Source organism: Streptomyces sp. NPDC021115, from assembly GCF_044333065.1.
Taxonomy (GTDB): domain Bacteria; phylum Actinomycetota; class Actinomycetes; order Streptomycetales; family Streptomycetaceae; genus Streptomyces.
The window spans coordinates 729,608-750,812 of record NZ_JBIRQF010000001.1 but is presented as its reverse complement, the minus strand read 5'-3'; the positions used below and the strand labels follow the sequence as shown (position 1 = coordinate 750,812).

Here is a 21,205-nt window from a genome sequence, read left to right as displayed (position 1 = left end):
GGCTCACCGCGCACCGCGGTCGATCCTCACCACCTTGGACGCCCTCAGGACCTTGCCCGCCGCGTCCAGGGCCTTCACCTGGAAGTAGGGTCCCTGGGCGGGCGTGGTGACGGCCGTCTCGAAGCCGGTCCGCCGGGCGTGCCCGACGACCACCGACAGGGACCGGGGGTCCGGGCCCGCGAGCACCCGCCACGCTCTCGTCTGCGTCGATCCGTTCCAGGAGGCGTAGACGGTGCTGTGCCTCCCGGCGGTCCGCGCCGCCACACTCGGCCGGTAGTAGGGGGTGCCGACCCAGGCGTTGCGGAAGGCGCGGTACGAGATGTTCGAGCCCGGCATCTGGGCGTCGTAGAGCAGGCTGCGCGAGGGGTCGTGCTCCGAGTTCCCCGCTCCCGCGTACTCGGAATAGTACGAAGTCTGGCCCCACCCGAGGAATTCGTTGCCGTTGGGCAGCGCCTGGGTGTTGCCCTGCGATGCCGCGAACAACGGCGGCTGATGGTAATAGGCGCGCGCGACCTTCGCCCTGTGGCGGCGGAAGTCGAGGTCGAGGATCAGGCCGTGCGACTTCTGTTCGGGCGCGCCACCCGGTTGATTGCAGCATCCGTCGTCGAACATGCTGATCCGGTTCCCCGGCCGGAATCTCGCATCGTGCTGCCAGTAGAAGCGAGCGTTCCGGCCGAAGGTGAAGTCACTCTTCTTGCCACCGAGCTGCCAGCGGACCTTCCCCGTACTTCTGGAGATGTCGTAGACCGCCCACATGTTGCGCGACGAAATCAGCAGCCGACCGCCCGGACCCTCGTCGATCGAGTTCAGATGGTAGGCGTCCCACACTCCGCCGGACGATGACGTGTCGGAGGCCGATACGTGGGAATCGGCAGGGTCGATGTGCTGCAGCGCGTCCCAGGAGAAGAGGAGTCTTCCCGTGGCGAGGTCGACCTCCTGGATCTGGCTGTCCAGGATCTTTCCGTGTTTCGGTCCCCCGTAGGGGGTGAGGTCCAGGGGAACCGGTTTGGAGGCGAGGAACAGGGCGGTCCCCCTGCGGGTCAGCAGGAATTCATGCTCGTCCGGAGAGAATCCGTGATGCGCGAAAACCGTCCTGAGCAGGCGATAGTGGGAGTCGTAGATGTAGTAGCATCCGCCCGGTTCCGGGGCGCCGGACGGCAGATTCGTATAGGTCGGCGGAATGGCGATGGACCCCTGCCACCAGGTCAGCACCGGCTGCGTCTTCCCGGTTCGCGGATTGCGGTAGGTCTGCACCTTGAAGTCCGCGTTCTGGAGATGCGCGGAGGAGAGCGGGCGGAACCAGACCGGGTTTCCCGGATTGTCGACCATCAGCGCCCCCGTCTGGCCGACGACCGTGCCCGTGCTGTAGGGCGCGACAAAGATTTTCCCCGGTGCCGTTCCCGGCTTGTGCCGGGTCACGGTGACCCGCATGGGATGGAGGCGTGGCGCCGATACGAAGTTCCACACGTCCTTTCCCGAGGTGATCGGTGCCGGGGTGGTCGCACCGCGCGCCCTGCTGGAACTCCCGGCCGGCGGCGCGGGTTCCGTCGCGCACAGGTGAGGAGTGGTCCCCCGTGAACCCGCCGCGGGCGCCGGAGGACAACTCGCGCCGAGGAACGCCAGGGCCACCGCGCCCACCGACACGGCGCGAGTGACCTCCTTTCTCGTACGGAGAGCCCACATCGTCTGCGCTGCCATTGCCGATCTCCCTCGTGCCCGGGCGCCCCTGCCGGAATGGGGCGCGATCGTCCGACGTGAGCTTCCGCTCTGAGGCGACGGTAGGCAGCGCGGCCGGACCGGATCCGCTGGACGCCACTCCGGTGGGCCGTTCGGACGCCCACCGCACCCGGGCGGACGCGGCGGAGCCGCCCGAATGGCCCACCGGCCCGGATCCCGGCGCGCGCCGCCATACCCCGGTGCCCACCGTCTTTCAGAAAGTGCCGAGAGGCGGGTCAGGGACATGAATTGGTGGTTCTGCTCACCGCGGGGCTCACCGTGCACGCGGGGAGATATGACGGGCCCACGGGCGCGACGGGCAATGGAACCTCGGGGGCTTGCCCTTGGCGTACAGCCAGGTGGTGAAGAGCTTGCCGAGGTCCTTGCCGGACAGGCGCTCGGACAGGGCGATGAACTGCTTCGTGTCGGCGTTGCCGTGGCGGTGGTCGCGCAGCCAGGTGCGCAAGGTGCGGAAGAAGGTGGGGTCGCCGACGGAGCGGCGGAGTTGGTGGAGGGCCATCGCGCCGCGGCCGTAGACGGGTGGGTCGGAGACGCGGCCGGCGGAGGGAGGGGCGGCGGGTGGGAAGGCCCAGATGCCGTCGCTCTCGTCGTCCGTGCCGTCGTAGAAGTCGTCGAAGGTCTGCTGGGCGGTGCGGCCGTGGTGCTGTTCGGTCCAGAGCCATTCGGCGTAGGTGGCGAAGCCCTCGTTGAGCCACATGTCCTTCCAGGTGCGCGGCGTGACCGAGTTGCCGAACCACTGGTGGGCGAGTTCGTGGACGATCAGGCGCTGGTCAGGGGCGGCGGCGAAGAAGGGTTTGGTCTGGGTTTCCAGGGCGTAGCCGAGGTCGGGGAGGTGGCCGACGATGGCGCCGGTGGAGGCGAAGGGGTAGGGGCCGAAGGTGCGGCGCTCCCAGGCGGTGATCTTGGTGATCTGGTCGGGGACGTCGCGGGAGGCGTCTGCCTCGGCCGGGTCCACGGCGACGTACTGGGGGAGACCGGCCGCGGTGGTGGTGTGGATGTCGAAGCGGCCGATGGCGACGGTGGCCAGGTAGCCGGCCATGGGTTCGCGGGTGCGCCAGTGGTGGGTGGTGCGGCCGTCGTGGGTGGCGCGGCGGGTGAGTTCGCCGTTGGAGACGGCCGTGTAGCCGCGCGGGACGGTGACGGAGATGTCGTACGCGGCCTTGTCGGAGGGGTGGTTGTTGCCGGGGAACCAGGTCATGGAGCCGGTCGGTTCGCCGAGTCCGACGGCGCCGTCGGCGGTCCGGAGCCAGCCCTCCTTCGAGCCGTCCGGGTCGGTGAGGGTCTTCGGCTCGCCGTCGTAGACGACGGTGGCCGTGAAGCTGCGGCCCTTGGGGAGGGCGGTGGCGGGGGTGAGGATCAGCTCGGTGCCGTCGCGGGCGGCGCGGGCGCGGTGGCCGCCCACGGTGGTGTCGCGGACGCGCAGTCCGGCCAGGTCCAGGTGGAAGGAGCTGAGCGCCTGGGTGGCGCGGGCGGTGATCCGGGCGGTGCCGCGCAGCCGGTGGGTGGCGGGCGTGTAGTCGAGGGCGAGGCGGTAGCGGGTCACGTCGTAGCCGCCGTTGCCGAGCTCCGGGAAGAGGGGGTCGGCCGCGCCCGGTGCGCCGGGGGTCGCGGTCTTCTGCGCTCCGGTGCAGGAGGCGGAGAGCAGAAGGAGCAGGGCGCCCAGCAGGAGGGGTACGGGGCGTCGGGGCACGGGTCTCCTCGGTGGGCGGTCAGCGGGCTGATGATCGTCATCAAAGCGGGTGAACCGGATGGCTGTCGAGATAAACGTCTCCGAACTGGAGTTCACCACTTCTAGTGAAGCTTTGGCCGTCAGTTGCTATCGACAACCGACGGTTGTCAAGCTGTTGCTGACTGTCAACCACTGGGAGTGCACGTGGCCTTTGGTGACCAGCCCGCATACCTCCGTGTCGCCGACGACCTCCGGAAGAAGATCGTCGCGGGCGATCTGCCACCGCATGCCCGCCTCCCCTCCCAGGCGCGGATCCGCGAGGAGTACGGGGTCTCCGACACCGTCGCCCTCGAAGCCCGCAAGGTGCTGATGGCCGAGGGCCTGGTCGAGGGCCGCTCCGGGTCGGGCACGTATGTGCGGGAGCAGCCCGTTCCGCGCCGTCTGATGCGCACCGGCTATCACCCGCGCGGCGAGTCCAGTCCGTTCCGGCAGGAGCAGGGGGACGACCGGGTCAGCGGCACCTGGGAGTCGGGGAGCGAGCAGGAGGAGGCGAGCCCGGAGATCGCCGAGCGGCTGCGGGTCGAGCCGGGGGAGCGCGTCATGCGCACCCGGTATCTGTTCCGGGCGGCGGGCGAGCCGGTGATGCTCTCCACGTCCTGGGAGCCGCTCGCCGTCACCGGCCGCACCCCCGTGCTGCTGCCAGAGGAGGGGCCGCTGGCCGGGCGCGGGGTGGTCGACCGGATGGCGGCCGTCGACGTCGTGGTGGACAACGTGGCGGAGGAGGTCGGCGCGCGCCCTGGCCTCGCGGAGGAGGTGCTGGCGCTCGGCGGGGTGCCCGGCCATGTGGTGCTGGTGATCTCCCGTACGTACTTCGCCGGTGGCCGCCCGGTGGAGACGGCGGACGTGGTGACGCTGGCCGAGCGCTACCGGGTCGCGTATCACCTGCCGGTGAAGTGAGGCCGGTTCGCGGCGGCGTTTACCGCGAGTTGACGTCCGGCCCGCTGCCGTAACGGGCCGGCAACGCCCGCTCGCGGGCTGCCGACATGTGACCGCCCTAGCTTCCTCAGGCGTACCGCTCACGCGCCGAACGACAGGGGAAGCCGCCATGACGGACACGGTCACACCCGAGCAGACGCAGACACAGGCGGGGGCGCCGCGACGCAGTTACGCCAGGCTCGCCGCCGACGAGAGCCGCGAGGACTATTCGCTGCGTTACGCGCCGCACTCCTACCGCCGCTGGTCGCCGACCATGGTCGCGTCGACGGCGCTCGGCGGCATCGCGTATCTCGCCGACTTCGCGATCGGCGCGTCCATCGTCTTCACGTACGGCTTCACCAGCGGGCTCGCCTCGATCCTCACCGCGGCGGCGATCATCTTCCTGACCGGTATTCCGATCGCGCGTGCCTGTGCGACCTACGGGCTGGACATGGATCTGATCACCCGCGGTGCGGGATTCGGCTACTTCGGATCGACGCTGACCTCGCTCATCTACGCGAGCTTCACCTTCATCTTCTTCGCGCTGGAGGGCTCGATCATGGCGCAGGCCATGCATCAGGCCCTCGGTATCCCGCTCCCGATCGGCTATCTGATCACCACGCTGATCGTCATCCCGATCGTCTTCCGGGGGATGGGCGCGCTCGCCAAGGTGCAGGCGTGGACGCAGCCGCTGTGGCTGGTGGGGCTGGTGCTGCCGTTCGTGGTGCTGGCCTTCGAGCGGCCGGACGCCTGGGGCTCGTTCGCCTCCTTCGGCGGTACGGAAGGGGCGGGGGCCGGGTTCGACTGGATCGGGTACGGGCTCGGTACCGGGGTGGCGCTCTCGCTGATCGCCCAGATCGGGGAGCAGGCCGACTACCTGCGCTTCATGCCCGCCAGGACCGAGCAGAACCGGCGGCGCTGGAATCTGGCGGTGCTGGCCGCCGGGCCGGGCTGGGTGGTGATCGGCGCGGCCAAGCAGCTCGGCGGGGCGTTCCTGGCGTACGTGGCGCTCGGCGCGGTCGGGACGGCCCATGCGCTGGAGCCGATCGCCCCGCAGATCGAGGCGCTGAAGCCGTGGCTCGGTTCGGTCGCGCTGCCCGCCGCCGCGCTGTTCGTCGTGGTCTCCCAGATCAAGATCAATGTGACCAACGCCTACAGCGGCTCGCTGTCCTGGTCCAACTTCTTCTCCCGGGTGACCCATCGTCACCCGGGCCGGGTCTGGTACATCTTCCTCAACCTCGCCATCGCGCTGGCGCTGATGGAGATGAACATGTTCGCGGCGCTCAACAAGCTGCTGGGCTTCTACTCCAACGTCGGCATCGCCTGGATCGCGGCGGTCACCGCCGATCTGGTGATCAACAAGCCGCTGGGGCTGAGCCCGAAGTACATCGAGTTCAAGCGCGCGTATCTGTACGCGGTGAACCCGGCGGGGTTCGGCGCGATGGTGATCGCCTCGACGGTCTCGATCGTCGCCTTCTTCGGGGCGTTCGGGGAGGTGGCCGAGGCGTTCTCGACCTTCATCGCCTGCGGTCTGGCGCTGGTGCTCAGCCCGCTGCTGGCCTGGCTGACCCGGGGGCGCTACTACCTGGCCCGGCCGAACCCGGTGAACGGGCCGGGGGTGGAGGTGCCGGACATCACCGCCGCCCACACCTGCGCGGAGTGCGAGACGGCGTACGAGCTGCCGGACATCGCCGACTGCCCGGTGCGGGCCGGTGCGGTGTGCTCGCTGTGCTGCTCGCTGGACGCCGAGTGCGGTGACGCCTGCCGCAAGGGCCCGCGCGGCGCGGCGCCGGTGCTGCTGCCGGTGCCGACGGTGCGCGCCGGCGACGCGTAAGAGCGACGAGTAAGGCGGTAACACGGGTAAAGGGCCAGTAATTTATTCGGCTGGTCTTTCTTTGGCTCGCGGCCAACTTGAGCTCGATTTGAGCTTGTTGGTTCGTGGTGGCGCCTTCTTCCCCGTCCTTCGCTATTCAAAACCCCTTTATTTCAGTGGTGATATCGCGGCGGAATGACGGCCCCGGTGAGGGGGGCGGGTGCCGGCCGGTCCGTACCGCCTGGCCAGCGCGGCTTCGTGTGACGTCGAATGCCGTGGCGGGTCCGTAGAGGTTTTGCGAAGACCCTTCCGGTAGTGGGGCGAATGCGCTCAGCAAGGCTCTCGCCCGAAAACGGTGTTGCGTAGATCACATGCCCTGCACGGTGGCTCAGATCGGCCTCAAACCCGTAAAGCGCACCCTTATTTCGCTTGTACGATGGCGCGCGTTTGCAACAGGTCTGGGGGGCGAAAGGAGCGTGAGGGGCGTTGACCACGGAGCAGGGTTCCCACTCGCATTACAAACGGTCACTCGGCACGGTGGCCCTCACCGCGGTGGGCCTCGGGTCGATCATCGGCTCCGGCTGGCTGTTCGGTGCCGCGCGGGCCGCCGCGCTGGCGGGACCGGCCGCCATCTTCGCCTGGGTGATCGGTGCGGCGGTCGCCCTGACCATCGCCCTGACGTACTCCGAACTCGGTTCGATGTTCCCCAAGGCCGGCGGCATGGTGCGGTACGGCCAGTACTCGCACGGCTCGCTGGCCGGGTACCTGGCCGCCTGGGCCAACTGGATCGCGATCGTCTCCGTCATCCCCGGTGAGGCGACCGCGTCCGTCCAGTACATGAGCTCCTGGGACTTCGGCTGGGCCAAGGAGCTGTACGACGGGAAGGAGCTGACCGGCAGCGGTGTCGCACTCGCGTCCGTGCTGCTCGTCTTCTACTTCTTCCTCAACTGGTTCGCGATCACGCTCTTCGCGAAGACCAACACCGCGATCACCGTCTTCAAGGTCGTCGTGCCCTCGCTGACCGCGGGCGCCCTGCTGCTGTCGCACTTCGACACCGGCAACGTCACCGGCAACGGCGGCTTCACGCCGAACGGCTGGAACTCGGTGTTCACCGCCGTCGCCGTCTCCGGCATCGTCTGGGCCTATAACGGGTTCCAGTCGCCGCTGAACATGGCGGGCGAGGCCCGCAACCCGGGCAAGTCGCTGCCCAAGGCCGTCATCAGCTCCATCCTCATCGCGCTGGTGATCTACGTTGCCCTCCAGATCGCGTTCCTGACCGCCGTCCCGGCGGCGGACCTCGCGCACGGCGGCTGGGCCAAGCTCTCGTACAACTCCCCGCTCGCCGACCTCTCCCTCGCCTGGGGGCTGAACTGGCTGGCGCTGCTGCTGTACGCGGACGCCTTCGTCTCCCCGTCCGGCACCGGCATGATCTACGCGGCCACCACCTCCCGCATGGTCCAGGGCGTCCAGGAGAACGGCCACCTGCCCGGCGTGTTCGGCAAGGTCGACCCCAAGACCGGCATTCCGCGCCCGGCGCTGGTGCTGAACCTGGTGATCGCCTTCGCGTTCCTCGCGGTCTTCCGCGGCTGGGGCTCGCTGGCCGAGATCGTCTCGGTGGCGACCGTCATCTCGTACATCACCGGACCGGTCGCCGTGATGTCGCTGCGGCGGCTCTCCCCGGACCTGCCGCGCCCGGTGAAGCTGCGCGCGATGCCGGTCATCGCGCCGATCGCGATGGTCTTCGGCTCGCTCGTCCTCTACTGGGCCCGCTGGCCGCTCACCGGCAAGGTCATCTTCATCATGGCGATCGGCCTGCCGATCTGGGCCTGGTACGAGCTGCGCAAGCCGTGGGCCGAGCTGAAGCCGCACCTGGCGGCCGGTGCCTGGATGGTGACCTACCTGCTGGTCATGGCCGGAGTGTCGTGGGCCGGTGGCAAGGAGTTCGGCGGCCGCGGCTATCTGCCCGAGGGCTGGGACATCCTGGTCGTCACCCTCATCGCCCTCGGTTTCTACGCCTGGGGCGTGCGCAGCGCATGGCGCAATCCCTCGCTGCTGGAGGCCGAGCGCGAGCTGGCCGACACCACGGCCGAGGACCTGACCGGCGAAGCGGACCGGGAGACGGTCTCCACGCGCAAGTGAGCATGTGGCCGGATGCGTGCCTCGTTGTGAGAACACGTATCCGCTGCGTGAAGGTAGGGCGTAGGCTCGGGCATATGCGGAACGGGATTTCCTTAACGGTGTCGCCCAGACGCGTGCCCGGGTGCGCCACAACGGAGGGGGCGGAGAGATGAGTGACGGCAACACCGTGCTGCCATGGCTCGTCATCCGCCAGGACGACAACGGCAACCGCTATCGCGTCGGCCGCTACGCCACGCGTACGGAGGCCCAGGAGGTCGCCGACCGGCTCGACGGCCAGGGGCCGCAACAGCTCTACGTCGTCGAGCGGACCGCCGCGACCGGGCAGGCCGGCTGACGCCGCCCGTACGTCCACCACGTGACCCGTACGTCCACCACGTATAGAGGCCTTGCCACCGGCGGGCCGGAGTCTCCCGTTCGTCCGGGCGGGAGAATCCGGCCCGCCGGGCTCTGTGCGGGCACCCCCTAGAGTGCGGGCATGACGGTGCGTGTGGTGGTGGGCGGAGCGGTGTTCGACCGGGGGCGGCTGCTGGCCGCGCGGCGCAGCGCCCCGCCCGAGCTGGCCGGGCGCTGGGAGCTGCCCGGCGGCAAGGCCGAGCCCGGGGAGACCCCGCGGCAGGCGCTGGTGCGCGAGCTGCGCGAGGAACTGGGCGTCGAGGTCGAGCCGCTGGAGCCGCTGCCCGGTGAATGGCCGCTGGGGCCCGGCTATGTCCTGCGGGTGTGGACCGCCGTGCTGCGCTCCGGCGAGCCGCGGCCGCTGGAGGACCACGACGAGCTGCGCTGGCTCACCCCGGACCGGGTGGACGAGGTCGACTGGCTGGATGAGGACCGGCCCGCGGTCGCGGAGGCGGTCCGGCGGCTGCGCGCCGCGGAACACCTCCATCCGCGCGCCCACTGAACCCCTTTGAGCTCTTTCGGTCCCACGGGGGCGGCCCGGGACGGTACTCGGGGCAGGAATTCGGGTATGTACTGATGAACCCATCTGAATCCCTACATTCCGGCGGGGCTGTGCAGCGGCTGGGAAGTGATCGGCGTGAGCGAGAGCGCAGAGACGGCCGCCGGGCCCACGCCCGGTTTCGCCGAGTGGGTCTTCCCCGCCGAGCCGGGCTCCGTGCGCGCCGCCCGCTGGCTGGTCCGGCGGTCGCTGGAGGAGTGGGGGCTGTCGGCGCTGGGCGATGTGACGGCGCTGCTGGTGAGCGAGCTGGTCACCAACGCACTGCGATACGCGAGTGGTCCGATCGGGCTGCGTATGTACGCTCGTCGCGAAACCGGCGAGCCGCATTCCGTGCTGGTGGTCGAGGTCTCCGACCCGCTGGCCGACCCGCCGCACGCGCGGACGGCCTCCCCGGAGGACGAGAGCGGCCGGGGTCTGGAGCTGATCGAGAGGGCCGCACTGCGTTGGGGCGCCCGGCGGGGCCGGTCCGGAAAAACGGTGTGGTTCGAGCTGCCGCTCCCCGGTTAGGAGTGAGGGGGAGCGCTGATCTTGAGCGCTTCATCAAAAGCCGGGACGGAAACGGATTGCGGGCTGAGATAGTGCTGTGATCGTGAAGACCGTACTCCGGATGGCCGTGGTGCTGGATACTCGGCTATCTGAAGCCGGTCGGAGCACCTGAGCCGGAGGGGACGGGCGCATGAGCGAGAAGCCAGCGGGGGCGGACACCCCCGAGGGGACGGTTGGTTCGCAGGTGTCGCCGGTGTCGCAAATGTCATCGATGCCGGAACCGGCATCCAGGTCGGCATCAGGACCGGCGGCCAGGCCGGCGTCGGGATCGGTGCCGGGACAGCTTTCGAGCTGGGCGTCGGGCTCGGTCTCCGATGTGTGGCAGAGCAGTCCGCCCGGTTCGATCTACGACTACATCCGTGTCGCCTCCTTCTCGCTCGGGTCCGACGGCCGCATCGCACAGTGGAGCGAACGCGCCACCGAGCTGCTGGGGCTGACGGCGGACCAGGCAGTCGGCAAGGACCCGGTGGACGCCTTCGTGCCGGCCGAGCTGCGGGAGACCGGCCACCGCAAGGTCGCCGACATCCTGGACGGCCGGGAGTGGACCGGCATGGTCCCGTACCGCAGCCCCCAGGCGCCCGGCGGAGTGAGCATCGCCGAGGTGTATGTGATGCCGAGCCAGGACGAGCACGGGGAGCGCACCGCGCTCTGTATCGCCGTCGATGTGGGCGCCCTGCGCGGACTGGAAACCGATCTTGCCGCCTCACAGGCCGTTTTCGGTCAATCTCCGCTTGGTTTCTTTCTCTTCGGTACAGATTTGCGCATGCTCCGGGTCAATGACCGCTTCGCGACGGTTTTCGGCCGCCCCGTCGAGGAGTACCGCGGCGCGACCGCGCACGATCTGCTGCCCCGGGGCGAGGCCGACCGGCTCGCCGCCGCGCTGCGCCAAGTCCTGGACAGCGGGAACTCCCTGACGGACATGCCGATCATGGGCCCGGTCCCCGGCAGCCACGACCGCCGCCGCTGGTCGGTGTCGCTGTACCGGCTGCACAGCGGATCGGGCCGACCCATAGGCGTCGCCGGGCTCGCCACCGACGTCACCGGCCGCCGCCGCGCCGAGCAGGAGGCCGCGGGCGTACGCCGCAATCTGGCGCTGCTGAACGAGGCCGGGGCCCGCATAGGCACCTCGCTGGACCTGGAGACCACCGCCCGCGAACTCCTGGACGTGGCCGTCCCGCAGTTCTGCGACCTGGCCTCCGTCGACCTCTACCAGGGGCTGCTGTCCGGCGACGAGACCCCGCCGGGGCTGGCCGACGGCAGCGCCGAACTGCGCCGCGTCGCCTTCGCCAGCGCCGTCTCGGACGGCCCCGTCGCCTTCGGCGACATCTACCGCACCGACGACAGCGGCCAGGGCGAGCTGCCCAAGCCGATCGACGTCGGCGAGGTGCACCGCTACCCGTTCCACTCGCTGTGCGCCCACGCCCTGCGCACCGCCCAGGTCCGGGTCGTCACCGGCCGCGACAGCGGCGAGGGCCTGGAGCTGGGCGCGATGCTCCAGTCCACCCTGCTGGTGCCGATGGTCGCCCGTGACACCGTCGTCGGCCTCGCCCAGTTCTCCCGTACGAAGGGCAGCGAACCCTTCGGCGAGCGGGACCGGGCGCTCGCCGTCGAACTGGCCGCCCGCGCCGCCGTCTCGATCGACAACGCCAGGCTCTACCGCAGAGAACACGAGCGCGCGCTGATACTCCAGCGCAGCCTGCTCCCGCCCGGCGACCCGGAGGCCGCCGGGCTCGACATCGCCTGCCGCTATCTGCCGGGCAACGCGGCCACCGAGGTCGGCGGCGACTGGTTCGACGTCATCGAACTGCCCGGGCACCGCACCGCGCTGGTAGTCGGCGATGTGATGGGCCGCGGCCTGCGGGCCGCCGTCGCCATGGGCGAGCTGCGCACCGCCGTGCGCACCCTCGCCCTGCTGGACCTGGAGCCCGCCGAGGTGCTGTCCGCGCTGGACGAGATCGCCCGGGGGCTCGGCTCGCCCGGCGGCTCGCCCAGCAGCGCCCGGGCCGCGGGGCGGTCCGACGGCTCGTCCGACCTGTCCGAGGTCTACCTCGCCACCTGCGTCTACGCCGTCTACGACCCGGTCACCCGGCGCTGCACCTTCGCCAACGCGGGCCATCTGCCGCCCGCCCTGGTCGAACCGGGGGAGGGCGCGCTGCTGATGGAGGTGCCGCCGGGGATGCCGCTCGGCGTCGGCGGCGAGCCCTTCGAGGAGATCGAGGTCGAGCTGCCGGACGGCGCGCTGCTGGCCCTCTACACCGACGGCCTCGTGGAGTCCCGCGACCAGCCGCTCGACGAGGGGCTTCAGGAGCTGCGTACCGCCCTGTCCACGCACGAGGGCGCCGACCGCCCCGACAGTTCGCTGGAGGACGTCTGCGACCACGTCCTCAGCAGCCTCGACACCCACCACGGCGAAGACGACATCGCCCTGCTCATGGCCCGGGTGCAGGGCCTGCCGGCCGGCTCGGTCGGCGACTGGAAGCTGCCCACCGACCCGCAGTCGGTCGGGCGGGCCAGGGAGCTCGCCCGGGAGCAGCTGGAGTCCTGGGGCATGGACGGCCTGGTCGACACCACCGAGCTGCTGGTCAGCGAGCTGGTGACCAACGCGCTGCGGTACGGCGAGGGCGAGATACGGCTGCGGCTGCTGCTGGACCGGACGCTGGTGTGCGAGGTCTGGGACGGCAACCTGGTCCAGCCGCGGCGGCGGCGCGCCCGCGACACCGACGAGGGCGGCCGCGGGCTTCAGCTGGTCGGCCTGCTCAGCGCGGGCTGGGGCAGCCGCCGCACCCCGCACGGCAAGACGGTCTGGTTCGAGCTGGCCCTCCCGGACGGCGAGTCCTCGGGCCCGGACTCGGTCGAGGCGCTGCTCAGCCTCTGGTGAGCCGTGGGCCCGCGGCACCGCGGGCCCACGACCGGACGGTTACTGCTCCCGGCGGCGGATCTTGTTGCCCAGCCAGACCAGCGGGTCGTACTTGCGGTCCACGGCCCGCTCCTTGAGCGGGATCAGCGCATTGTCGGTGATCTTGATGCCCTCGGGGCAGACCTCGGTGCAGCACTTGGTGATGTTGCAGTAGCCGAGCCCGTGCTCGTCCTGGGCGGTCCGCTTGCGGTCGATCCCGGCCTCGCCCGCCGCGTCCAGCGGATGCATGTCGAGCTCCGACACCCGCATCAGGAAGCGCGGGCCCGCGAAGGCTTCCTTGTTCTGCTCGAAGTCGCGCAGTACGTGACACGTGTCCTGGCACAGGAAGCACTCGATGCACTTGCGGAACTCCTGCGAGCGCCCCACGTCCTCCTGCTGCATCCGGTACTCGCCCGGGCCCAGCCCCTCCGGCGGGACGAAGGACGGCACCTCCCGGGCCTTGGCGTAGTTGAAGGAGACGTCCGTGACCAGGTCGCGGACGACGGGGAAGGCCCGCAGCGGGGTCAGGGTGATTGTCTCGTCGCGGCCGAAAACCGACATCCGCGTCATGCACAGCAGCCGCGGCCGTCCGTTGATCTCGGCGCTGCACGAGCCGCATTTGCCCGCCTTGCAGTTCCAGCGGACCGCCAGGTCCGGTGCCTGGGTCGCCTGGAGGCGGTGGACGATGTCCAAAACGACTTCGCCCTCATTGACCTCGACGCGGAAGTCCCGCAGACCGCCGCCTTCCACATCGCCCCGCCACACCCGGAAGTGGGCCTCGTACGCGCTCACTGGGTCAGCTCCTCGTCCGTCAGGTACTTCACCAGCTCGTCCTTTTCGAACAGGTTCAGCAGGTCGGGCCGGATGGGCGGCATCTCGCGCCGCTCCAGCCGGATCTGACCGCGCCCGGGGTCGGGCGGTGCGGCGAGCCCGGCGGAGGGGTCGGTCAGGCGGCAGACCAGGTTGATCCGGCGCCATGCGCGGTCCATCTCGGGACAGTCGTCGCGGGTGTGCCCGCCGCGGCTCTCGGTGCGCTCCAGCGCCGCGCGCGCCACGCACTCGCTGACCAGCAGCATGTTGCGCAGGTCGATGGCCAGGTGCCAGCCGGGGTTGAACTGCCGGTGGCCCTCGACCCCGGCCCGCCGCGCCCGGACCCGCAGGCCCGCCAGCCGCCGCAGCGCGTCCTCCATCTCGCCTTCCCGCCTGATGATGCCCACCAGGTCGTTCATGGTCTGCTGGAGCTCCTGGTGCAGCGTGTACGGATTCTCGGCGGGACCCGCGGGCCCGGCGGGACCGGCCGGGCCGCCGGACGGCTCCTCGCCCGCGGACGGCATCAGGCCGTCCTCGGCGCTGAAAGGCCGCAGCGCCTCGGCCGCCGCCAGGTCCAGCTGGGCGTCGTCGGGCACCGGGCGGTCGCCGGACGCGGCGGTCTCCTGGGCGTACCGGGCCGCGTGGAGCCCGGCGCGGCGGCCGAAGACCAGCAGGTCGGAGAGGGAGTTGCCGCCGAGCCGGTTGGAGCCGTGCATGCCGCCGGCGACCTCGCCCGCGGCGAAGAGTCCTGGCACGCCGTTCGCGGCCGCGGTGTCCGGGTCGACGTCCACGCCGCCCATCACGTAGTGGCAGGTGGGGCCGACCTCCATGGGCTCGGCCGTGATGTCGACGTCGGCCAGCTCCTTGAACTGGTGGTGCATGGACGGCAGCCGCCGCTTGATCACCTCGGCGGGCATCCGGGTGGAGACGTCGAGGAAGACGCCGCCGTGCGGGGAGCCGCGGCCCGCCTTGACCTCGGCGTTGATGGCGCGGGCCACCTCGTCGCGGGGGAGCAGCTCGGGCGGGCGGCGGTTGTGGTCCGGGTCCTCGTACCAGCGGTCGCCCTCGTCCTCGGACTGGGCGTACTTCTCCTTGAAGACGTCCGGAATGTAGTCGAACATGAAGCGCTTGCCTTCGCTGTTGCGCAGCACCCCGCCGTCCCCGCGCACCGACTCGGTGACCAGGATGCCCTTGACGGAGGGCGGCCAGACCATGCCGGTCGGGTGGAACTGCACGAACTCCATGTTGATCAGCGGGGCCCCGGCGAGCAGGGCCAGGGCGTGGCCGTCGCCGGTGTACTCCCAGGAGTTGGAGGTCACCTTGAAGGACTTGCCGATGCCGCCGGTGGCCAGCACCACGGCCGGGGCCTCGATCGCGAAGAAGCGGCCGGACTCACGTTCGTAGCCGAAGACCCCGGCGACCCGCTCGCCCGCCGCGTCCTTGACGATGCGGGTGACCGTGCACTCCTGGAAGACCTTGAGCCGCGCCTCGTAGTCGCCGGTCTCGGCCTTGTCCTCCTGCTGGAGGGAGACGATCTTCTGCTGGAGGGTGCGGATCAGCTCCAGCCCTGTACGGTCGCCGACGTGGGCGAGCCGCGGGTACTCATGGCCGCCGAAGTTCCGCTGCGAGATCCTGCCGTCCGGGGTGCGGTCGAAGAGCGCGCCCCAGGTCTCCAGCTCCCAGACCCGGTCCGGGGCCTCCTGGGCGTGCAGCTCGGCCATCCGCCAGTGGTTGAGGAACTTGCCGCCGCGCATGGTGTCGCGGAAGTGCACCTGCCAGTTGTCGCCCGCGTTGACGTTGCCCATGCTGGCGGCGATGCCGCCCTCGGCCATCACCGTATGGGCCTTGCCGAACAGCGACTTGCAGATGACGGCGCAGCGCATGCCCGCCTCGCGTGCCTCGATCGCGGCCCGCAGCCCGGCGCCCCCGGCGCCGATCACGACCACGTCCCAGGCCTGACGTTCGACTTGCGTCATCGTTGAAGGCACCTCTCCTAGAAGAACCGGGGGTCGTCGAACGCGCCGCTCGCCAGCAGGTACACATAGAAGTCGGCGACGGCGACGCTGATCAGCGACGCCCAGGCCAGCTGCATGTGGCGCGCGTTGAGCGAGCTGACCCAGCCCCAGAGCCGGTAGCGCACCGGATGCCGGGAGAAGTGCTTGAGCCGACCGCCGACGATGTGCCGGCAGGAGTGGCAGGAGAGGGTGTACGCCCAGATCAGCGCGATGTTGGCGAGCAGCACCAGGGTGCCGAGGCCCATGTGGCCCCACCGGCCGTGCTCGTCGCGGAAGGCGAGGACGGTGTCATAGGTGAGGATTCCCGCGACGATCACCGCGAAGTAGAAGAAGTAGCGGTGGATGTTCTGGAGGATGAGCGGGAAGCGGGTCTCGCCGGTGTAGTTGGCGCGCGGCTCGGCGACCGCGCAGGCCGGGGGTGAGGCCCAGAAGCCCCGGTAGTACGCCTTGCGGTAGTAGTAGCAGGTCAGCCGGAAGCCGAGCGGGAAGATCAGGATCAGCAGGGCGGGGGACAGGCCCCACCACGCGCCGAAGATCTCCCAGTTCGCGCCGCCCTTCATGGGGACGCAGTTCTGCGCGATACACGGCGAGTAGAACGGGGAGACGTACGGCTCGGCGTAGTAGTCGTCACCGGCGAAGGCCCGCCAGGTGGAGTACACGATGAACGCGAACAGCCCGGCGGCGGTGACCGCGGGCGCCAGCCACCAGCGGTCGGTCCGCAGATGGCGGGCGGGGATGGCGGCGCGGGACGGGTCGCGCACGCCGCTGGTAGCCGCTTCCCGCTCGGAGGGCGTGGCGGCTTGGGGGTCGGTGCCAGTGGCCAAGGGAAACTCCGCTGTGGAGTGGTGTGGGGGACGGTCGGGCGTGGACCGGTGGGACCGGGTACGCGCCGGGCGGGCCCCTGGTTATGGAGCGTGACGGTCGCGCGCGCCGAGACCCTCGTCGTCGACGTCGGACCACAGCGCGCTGTTGTAGGGCGCGTCGGGGACCGGGACCATCTCGGGGCGCGGCCGCTCCGCGCCGGGGGCCGTATCGCGCAGCAGGGCGAGACTCTCGCGCAGATGGTCCGCGTCGGTGCGGACGCGGCGTATCTCCAGTCCGCCGGCGCCGACCCGGTCTTCCAGCCGGGTGACGGAGCGGACCAGGTCGTCGAGACAGCGTTGGACGGCCGTCAAGTCGTCATTCAAGGACATGACTTGCCCTCACTTCCGCGGTTGCGGTTGGCGGCGCTCATGCGACAGCGAGTGTTACGCGTCACAGTCCTGGTTGGGAAGGGATCTGCCGCGATTCGCGGGATCACCGGCGTGATCGCGCCGCCGTGCGCCGGGGTGCGCGCCGGTCGTATTGATCCGGTCGGGTGATCCTGTCCCCTCCATGGCCGTCCCGAGGTGCTGTCTCATGATCCGTCGCTTTGAGTAAGGAGTATATGCGACAGGCGTCAAAACGTGCGAAATGCGCTCAATATCGGCACACCCCGGAGGTCACGAGCCATGTCCATCGACAAGCGACGCTGCGCCATGCTGCTCGCCGCGGGAGTGCTGCTGCCGCTGCCCGTCCTCACCGGGTGCAGCTCGGGCGATGACGACGACGGCCCGCCGTCGCCCGCCGCCCGGGACATCGCCCCGGCCTCCCGTGTCCAGACCGCCCCCGGCGGCACGCTGCGCTGGGCGCTCGACGCCCGGCCCGCGACCTTCAACGCCTTCCAGTCCTCCGCCGACGACGGCACCGAGCGGATCGCCGGGGCCGTGCTGCCCGCGCTGCACACCCTCGACGCCCGCGGCCGCCCGCAGCTCAACACCGACTACCTGGAGTCGGCCGAGGTGGTCTCGCGCGAGCCCAAGCAGGTCGTGGTCTACAGGCTCAACCCCAAGGCGGTGTGGAGCGACGGCCGCCCGCTCGGCGCGGAGGACTTCTCCGCCCAGTGGAAGGCGCTGCGCGGTACGGAGAACGCGTACTGGACCGCGCGCAACGCCGGATACGACCGCATCGCCAGGATCCAGCCCGGCGAGAAGGCCCACGAGGTCAAGGTCACCTTCGCCAAGCCGTACACCGACTGGCGTTCGCTGTTCACGCCGCTGTACCCGAAGAGCGTGATGAGCAACCCGGCCGTCTTCAACGCCGGGGCCGCCAAGGGGCTCGCCGTCAGCTCAGGACCCTTCATGGTGCGCAAGGTCGGGGACACCTCCGTCACCCTCGTACGGAACCCCAGGTGGTGGGGCGACCGGGCCCGGCTGAACCGGCTGGTCTTCGACGCCGTCCCGGCCGGCAAGCGGGCCGCCGCCCTGGTCGACGGGAGCGTCGACATGGCCGAGGTCGACCGGTCGACGGCGCGCCGCATCCAGGCCGCCGAGCCCGCAGGGAAGCGGGCCGCCGGGGCCAAGCTGCACCCCTCGGGCAAGGCGGGCGCGCCCAAGCAGGAGACCCAGGCGCCGGACGCCACGGGCGCCACGGACGCCACGCGCGACCGCACCGAGCCGGACCGCGCCGAGGGCGGGAAGGCCCAGGGGGCCGAGCGGTCCACGACCGTGGCGCTGCGCCGCTACAGCCTGCGCACGGCGCTGGACCCCGCGTACACCCAGCTCGCCATCAACGGCACCAAGGGCCCGCTCGCCGATGAGCGGGTCCGCCGCGCGGTGGCCCGCGCGATCGACCGGCAGGCGCTCGCCAAGTCGGTGCTGAAGCCGTTCGGGCTGCCCACGGAGCCGCTCGGCAACCATCTGCTGATGTCCGAGCAGAAGGGGTACAAGGACCACAGCGGCGCCCTCGGCAGCCCCGACGCGCAGGCCGCGCAGTCCCTGCTCGCCGACGCGGGCTGGCGCCCCGGCGGCTCGTCCGCCCGCCAGAAGTCGGTCGACGGCAAGACGGACGACCGCGGACGGCAGCAGCCGAGCCCCGCCTCGCCCGCCGCGGGCGACGCGGGCAGGGCCGGGCGCTCCCACCCGGCCGTCGTGCAGAAGAAGGGCCGCCCGCTGGTGCTGCGCTTCGTCGTCCCGGCCGACTCCGGCGACGCCTCGGTGCGCGCCGTCGGGACGCGCATCAGCCGGATGCTGGAGGAGATCGGTGTCCGGACCGAGATCACCAAGGTGAAGAGCGACGCCTTCTTCAAGGACCACATCGCCAACGGCAAGTACGACCTGGCCCTCTACTCCTGGCCCGCCTCCGCCTACCCGGCGACCGACGGCCGCCCGATCTACGCCAAGCCGCAGCCCGCAGCGGACGGCTCGCTGGTGGTCGAGCAGAACTACACCCGGGTCGGTACGGACCAGATCGACCAGCTCTTCGACCAGGCGCTCTCCGAGCTGGACGGCGGCGCCTCGCGCGCCCTGGTCGGCCGGGCGGACGCCCGGATCTGGGCGGCGGCCGGATCGATCCCGCTCTACCAGCCCCCGCAGCTGGTCGCGGTCCGCAAGACGGTGAGCAACGCCGGAGCGTTCGGCTTCGCCACCCCCCGCTACCAGGACATCGGCTTCCGCAAGTAAGGCACGAAGCGGCCGCGAGGGCGTGCCGGGACGGCGTGGGGACGGGTGGCGGCACCCGTCCCCACGCCGTCCCCTTACCATGGGGTGGAGCCGTGGCGTAAGCAGCCCGGCGGAAAGGCGCGCCGGATGAAGGAGCGCGCTGCCACCCACGAAACCGGGAGAAGCGCGCTCGTATGCCCACGCGCCACGATATTCGTAACGTCGCCATCGTCGCCCACGTCGACCACGGCAAGACGACCCTCGTCGACGCCATGCTCAAGCAGGCCGGTGCGTTCGCCGCGCATCAGCAGGTGGACGACCGGGTGATGGACTCCAACGACCTGGAGCGCGAGAAGGGCATCACCATTCTCGCGAAGAACACCGCCGTGAAGTACCACCCGGCGGACGGCAGCGACCCTGTCACCATCAACATCATCGACACCCCCGGCCACGCCGACTTCGGCGGCGAGGTCGAGCGCGGCCTGTCCATGGTCGACGCCGTGGTGCTGCTGGTCGACGCCTCCGAGGGCCCGCTGCCGCAGACCCGCTTCGTGCTGCGCAAGGCGCTCCAGGCCAAGCTGCCGGTCATCCTGTGCATCAACAAGACGGACCGCCCGGACTCCCGGATCGACGACGTCGTCAACGAGACGTACGACCTGTTCCTGGACCTGGACGCGACCGAGGAGCAGATCGAGTTCCCGATCGTCTACGCCTGCGCGCGGGACGGCATCGCCTCGCTGACCAAGCCGGAGGACGGCACCGTCCCGGCCGACAGCGACAGCCTCTGGCCGTTCTTCGTCACCCTGCTGGAGACCGTCCCGGCGCCGGAGTACGACGCGGCCGCCCCGCTCCAGGCTCATGTCACCAACCTGGACGCGGACAACTTCCTCGGCCGCATCGCGCTGCTCCGCGTCGAGCAGGGCGAGCTGAAGAAGGGCCAGACCGTCGCGTGGATCAAGCGTGACGGCTCGATCTCCAACGTCCGCATCACCGAGCTGATGATGACCGAGGCGCTGACCCGCAAGCCCGCCGAGGTGGCCGGGCCCGGGGACATCTGCGCGGTCGCCGGTATCCCCGACATCATGATCGGCGAGACCCTGGCCGACCCGGAGAACCCGATCGCGCTCCCGCTGATCACCGTCGACGAGCCCGCGATCTCGATGACCATCGGCACCAACACCTCGCCGCTGGTCGGCAAGGGCGGCAAGGGCCACAAGGTCACCGCCCGGCTGGTCAAGGACCGCCTCGAGAAGGAGCTGATCGGCAACGTCTCGCTGCGCGTGCTGCCGACCGAGCGCCCCGACGCCTGGGAGGTGCAGGGCCGCGGTGAGCTGGCGCTGGCGATCCTGGTCGAGACGATGCGCCGGGAGGGCTTCGAGCTGACCGTCGGCAAGCCCGAGGTCGTCACCAAGGAGGTCGACGGCAAGCTCCACGAGCCGATCGAGCGCCTGACCATCGACGCGCCGGAGGAGCACCTCGGCGCCATCACCCAGCTGATGGCGACCCGCAAGGGGCGCATGGAGACCATGACCAACCACGGCTCCGGCTGGATCCGCATGGAGTGGATCGTGCCGTCCCGCGGCCTCATCGGCTTCCGCACCGAGTTCCTGACCCAGACCCGCGGCACCGGTATCGCGCACTCCATCTTCGAGGGCCACGAGCCCTGGTTCGGCGAGCTGCGCACCCGAAACAGCGGCTCCCTGGTCGCCGACCGCTCCGGCGCGGTGACCGCGTTCGCGATGACCAACCTCCAGGAGCGCGGCGTGCTGTTCACCTCGCCCGGCACCGAGGTGTACGAGGGCATGATCGTCGGCGAGAACTCGCGCGCCGACGACATGGACGTGAACATCACCAAGGAGAAGAAGCTCACCAACATGCGGTCCTCGACCGCGGACGTGACCGAGTCCCTGGTGCCGCCGCGGCTGCTGTCGCTGGAGCAGTCCCTGGAGTTCTGCCGCGACGACGAGTGCGTCGAGGTCACCCCGGAGACGGTCCGCATCCGCAAGGTCGTACTGGACCAGAAGGAGCGCGGCCGCGCCGCGTCGCGCGCCAAGCGCTGACGTTCCCTTTTCAGGCTCGGTTCGCCCCCAGCTACCGCTGGGAGGTGCCCCCGCCGGGGCGCAAAGCCGGTGTCGACGGTCGACGTGCTCGGTCGCTCGTTCCTCGCTCCCTGCGCGCGTCTCCCTTTCGACACC

The 21,205-nt window shown here is 70.5% G+C and carries 16 protein-coding genes; 10 read left to right on the top strand and 6 right to left on the bottom strand.

The window, feature by feature from the left end:
• Window positions 1–3 precede the first annotated feature (3 nt).
• Window positions 4–1,431: an arylsulfotransferase family protein gene (locus ACH4TL_RS03390; RefSeq protein ID WP_398312884.1), complete on the bottom strand. Its 1,428-nt coding sequence runs from the start codon at window positions 1,429–1,431 to the stop codon at window positions 4–6.
• Here ACH4TL_RS03390 and ACH4TL_RS03385 point away from each other — a divergent pair.
• Complete coding sequence (locus tag ACH4TL_RS03385; RefSeq protein WP_398312887.1) at window positions 1,430–1,561, top strand: hypothetical protein; 132 nt, start codon at window positions 1,430–1,432, stop codon at window positions 1,559–1,561. The two genes, ACH4TL_RS03390 and ACH4TL_RS03385, sit on opposite strands and share 2 nt — an antisense overlap.
• Window positions 1,562–1,990: 429 nt before the next feature.
• Here ACH4TL_RS03385 and ACH4TL_RS03380 read toward each other — a convergent pair whose 3' ends face one another.
• Window positions 1,991–3,427, bottom strand: coding sequence for a M1 family metallopeptidase (locus ACH4TL_RS03380; RefSeq protein WP_398312890.1), 1,437 nt, complete (start codon window positions 3,425–3,427; stop codon window positions 1,991–1,993).
• Window positions 3,428–3,610: 183 nt separating this feature from the next.
• Between ACH4TL_RS03380 and ACH4TL_RS03375 the strand changes: the two genes are divergently transcribed.
• The 7 genes from ACH4TL_RS03375 (at window position 3,611) to ACH4TL_RS03345 (ending at window position 12,709) form a co-directional block, all read left to right on the top strand.
• Window positions 3,611–4,363, top strand: coding sequence for a GntR family transcriptional regulator (locus ACH4TL_RS03375; protein ID WP_398312893.1), 753 nt, complete (start codon window positions 3,611–3,613; stop codon window positions 4,361–4,363).
• A 148-nt stretch (window positions 4,364–4,511) separates the two neighbouring features.
• Window positions 4,512–6,215, top strand: coding sequence for a purine-cytosine permease family protein (locus tag ACH4TL_RS03370; protein WP_398312896.1), 1,704 nt, complete (start codon window positions 4,512–4,514; stop codon window positions 6,213–6,215).
• A 465-nt stretch (window positions 6,216–6,680) separates the two neighbouring features.
• Window positions 6,681–8,333 (top strand): APC family permease, encoded by a 1,653-nt coding sequence (locus ACH4TL_RS03365; RefSeq protein WP_398312899.1) that lies wholly within the window; start codon window positions 6,681–6,683, stop codon window positions 8,331–8,333.
• A 148-nt stretch (window positions 8,334–8,481) separates the two neighbouring features.
• The gene (locus tag ACH4TL_RS03360; protein WP_398312902.1) at window positions 8,482–8,667 is read left to right on the top strand and encodes an SPOR domain-containing protein; all 186 of its coding nucleotides are present in this window, start codon (window positions 8,482–8,484) and stop codon (window positions 8,665–8,667) included.
• Window positions 8,668–8,808: 141 nt separating this feature from the next.
• Window positions 8,809–9,228 (top strand): (deoxy)nucleoside triphosphate pyrophosphohydrolase, encoded by a 420-nt coding sequence (locus ACH4TL_RS03355; protein ID WP_398312905.1) that lies wholly within the window; start codon window positions 8,809–8,811, stop codon window positions 9,226–9,228.
• Window positions 9,229–9,354: 126 nt separating this feature from the next.
• The gene (locus ACH4TL_RS03350) at window positions 9,355–9,792 is read left to right on the top strand and encodes an ATP-binding protein (protein ID WP_398312908.1); all 438 of its coding nucleotides are present in this window, start codon (window positions 9,355–9,357) and stop codon (window positions 9,790–9,792) included.
• A gap of 169 nt (window positions 9,793–9,961) precedes the next feature.
• On the top strand, window positions 9,962–12,709 hold the full coding sequence (locus ACH4TL_RS03345; RefSeq protein ID WP_398312911.1) for a SpoIIE family protein phosphatase: 2,748 nt from the start codon (window positions 9,962–9,964) through the stop codon (window positions 12,707–12,709).
• A 39-nt stretch (window positions 12,710–12,748) separates the two neighbouring features.
• On the opposite strand, the gene ACH4TL_RS03340 is transcribed toward ACH4TL_RS03345, so the two are convergent.
• The 4 genes from ACH4TL_RS03340 to ACH4TL_RS03325 all read right to left on the bottom strand — a co-directional run bounded on the left by ACH4TL_RS03340 (window position 12,749) and on the right by ACH4TL_RS03325 (window position 16,745).
• Complete coding sequence (locus ACH4TL_RS03340) at window positions 12,749–13,519, bottom strand: succinate dehydrogenase/fumarate reductase iron-sulfur subunit (RefSeq protein ID WP_398312913.1); 771 nt, start codon at window positions 13,517–13,519, stop codon at window positions 12,749–12,751.
• Window positions 13,516–15,513 (bottom strand): fumarate reductase/succinate dehydrogenase flavoprotein subunit, encoded by a 1,998-nt coding sequence (locus tag ACH4TL_RS03335; RefSeq protein WP_398312916.1) that lies wholly within the window; start codon window positions 15,511–15,513, stop codon window positions 13,516–13,518. Before ACH4TL_RS03335 ends, ACH4TL_RS03340 begins: the two co-directional genes overlap by 4 nt.
• A gap of 17 nt (window positions 15,514–15,530) precedes the next feature.
• Entirely contained in the window at window positions 15,531–16,376 is an 846-nt protein-coding gene (locus ACH4TL_RS03330; RefSeq protein WP_398312919.1) for a hypothetical protein, read from the bottom strand.
• An 81-nt stretch (window positions 16,377–16,457) separates the two neighbouring features.
• A complete protein-coding gene (locus ACH4TL_RS03325) occupies window positions 16,458–16,745 on the bottom strand; it encodes a hypothetical protein (RefSeq protein ID WP_398294429.1) in 288 nt (95 codons plus the stop codon).
• 297 nt (window positions 16,746–17,042) lie between these two features.
• Here ACH4TL_RS03325 and ACH4TL_RS03320 point away from each other — a divergent pair, with 297 nt between their 5' ends.
• Window positions 17,043–19,031 (top strand): ABC transporter family substrate-binding protein, encoded by a 1,989-nt coding sequence (locus tag ACH4TL_RS03320; RefSeq protein ID WP_398312922.1) that lies wholly within the window; start codon window positions 17,043–17,045, stop codon window positions 19,029–19,031.
• 173 nt (window positions 19,032–19,204) lie between these two features.
• Window positions 19,205–21,070 (top strand): translational GTPase TypA, encoded by a 1,866-nt coding sequence (typA, locus tag ACH4TL_RS03315; protein ID WP_398312925.1) that lies wholly within the window; start codon window positions 19,205–19,207, stop codon window positions 21,068–21,070.
• Window positions 21,071–21,205: the final 135 nt, after the last annotated feature.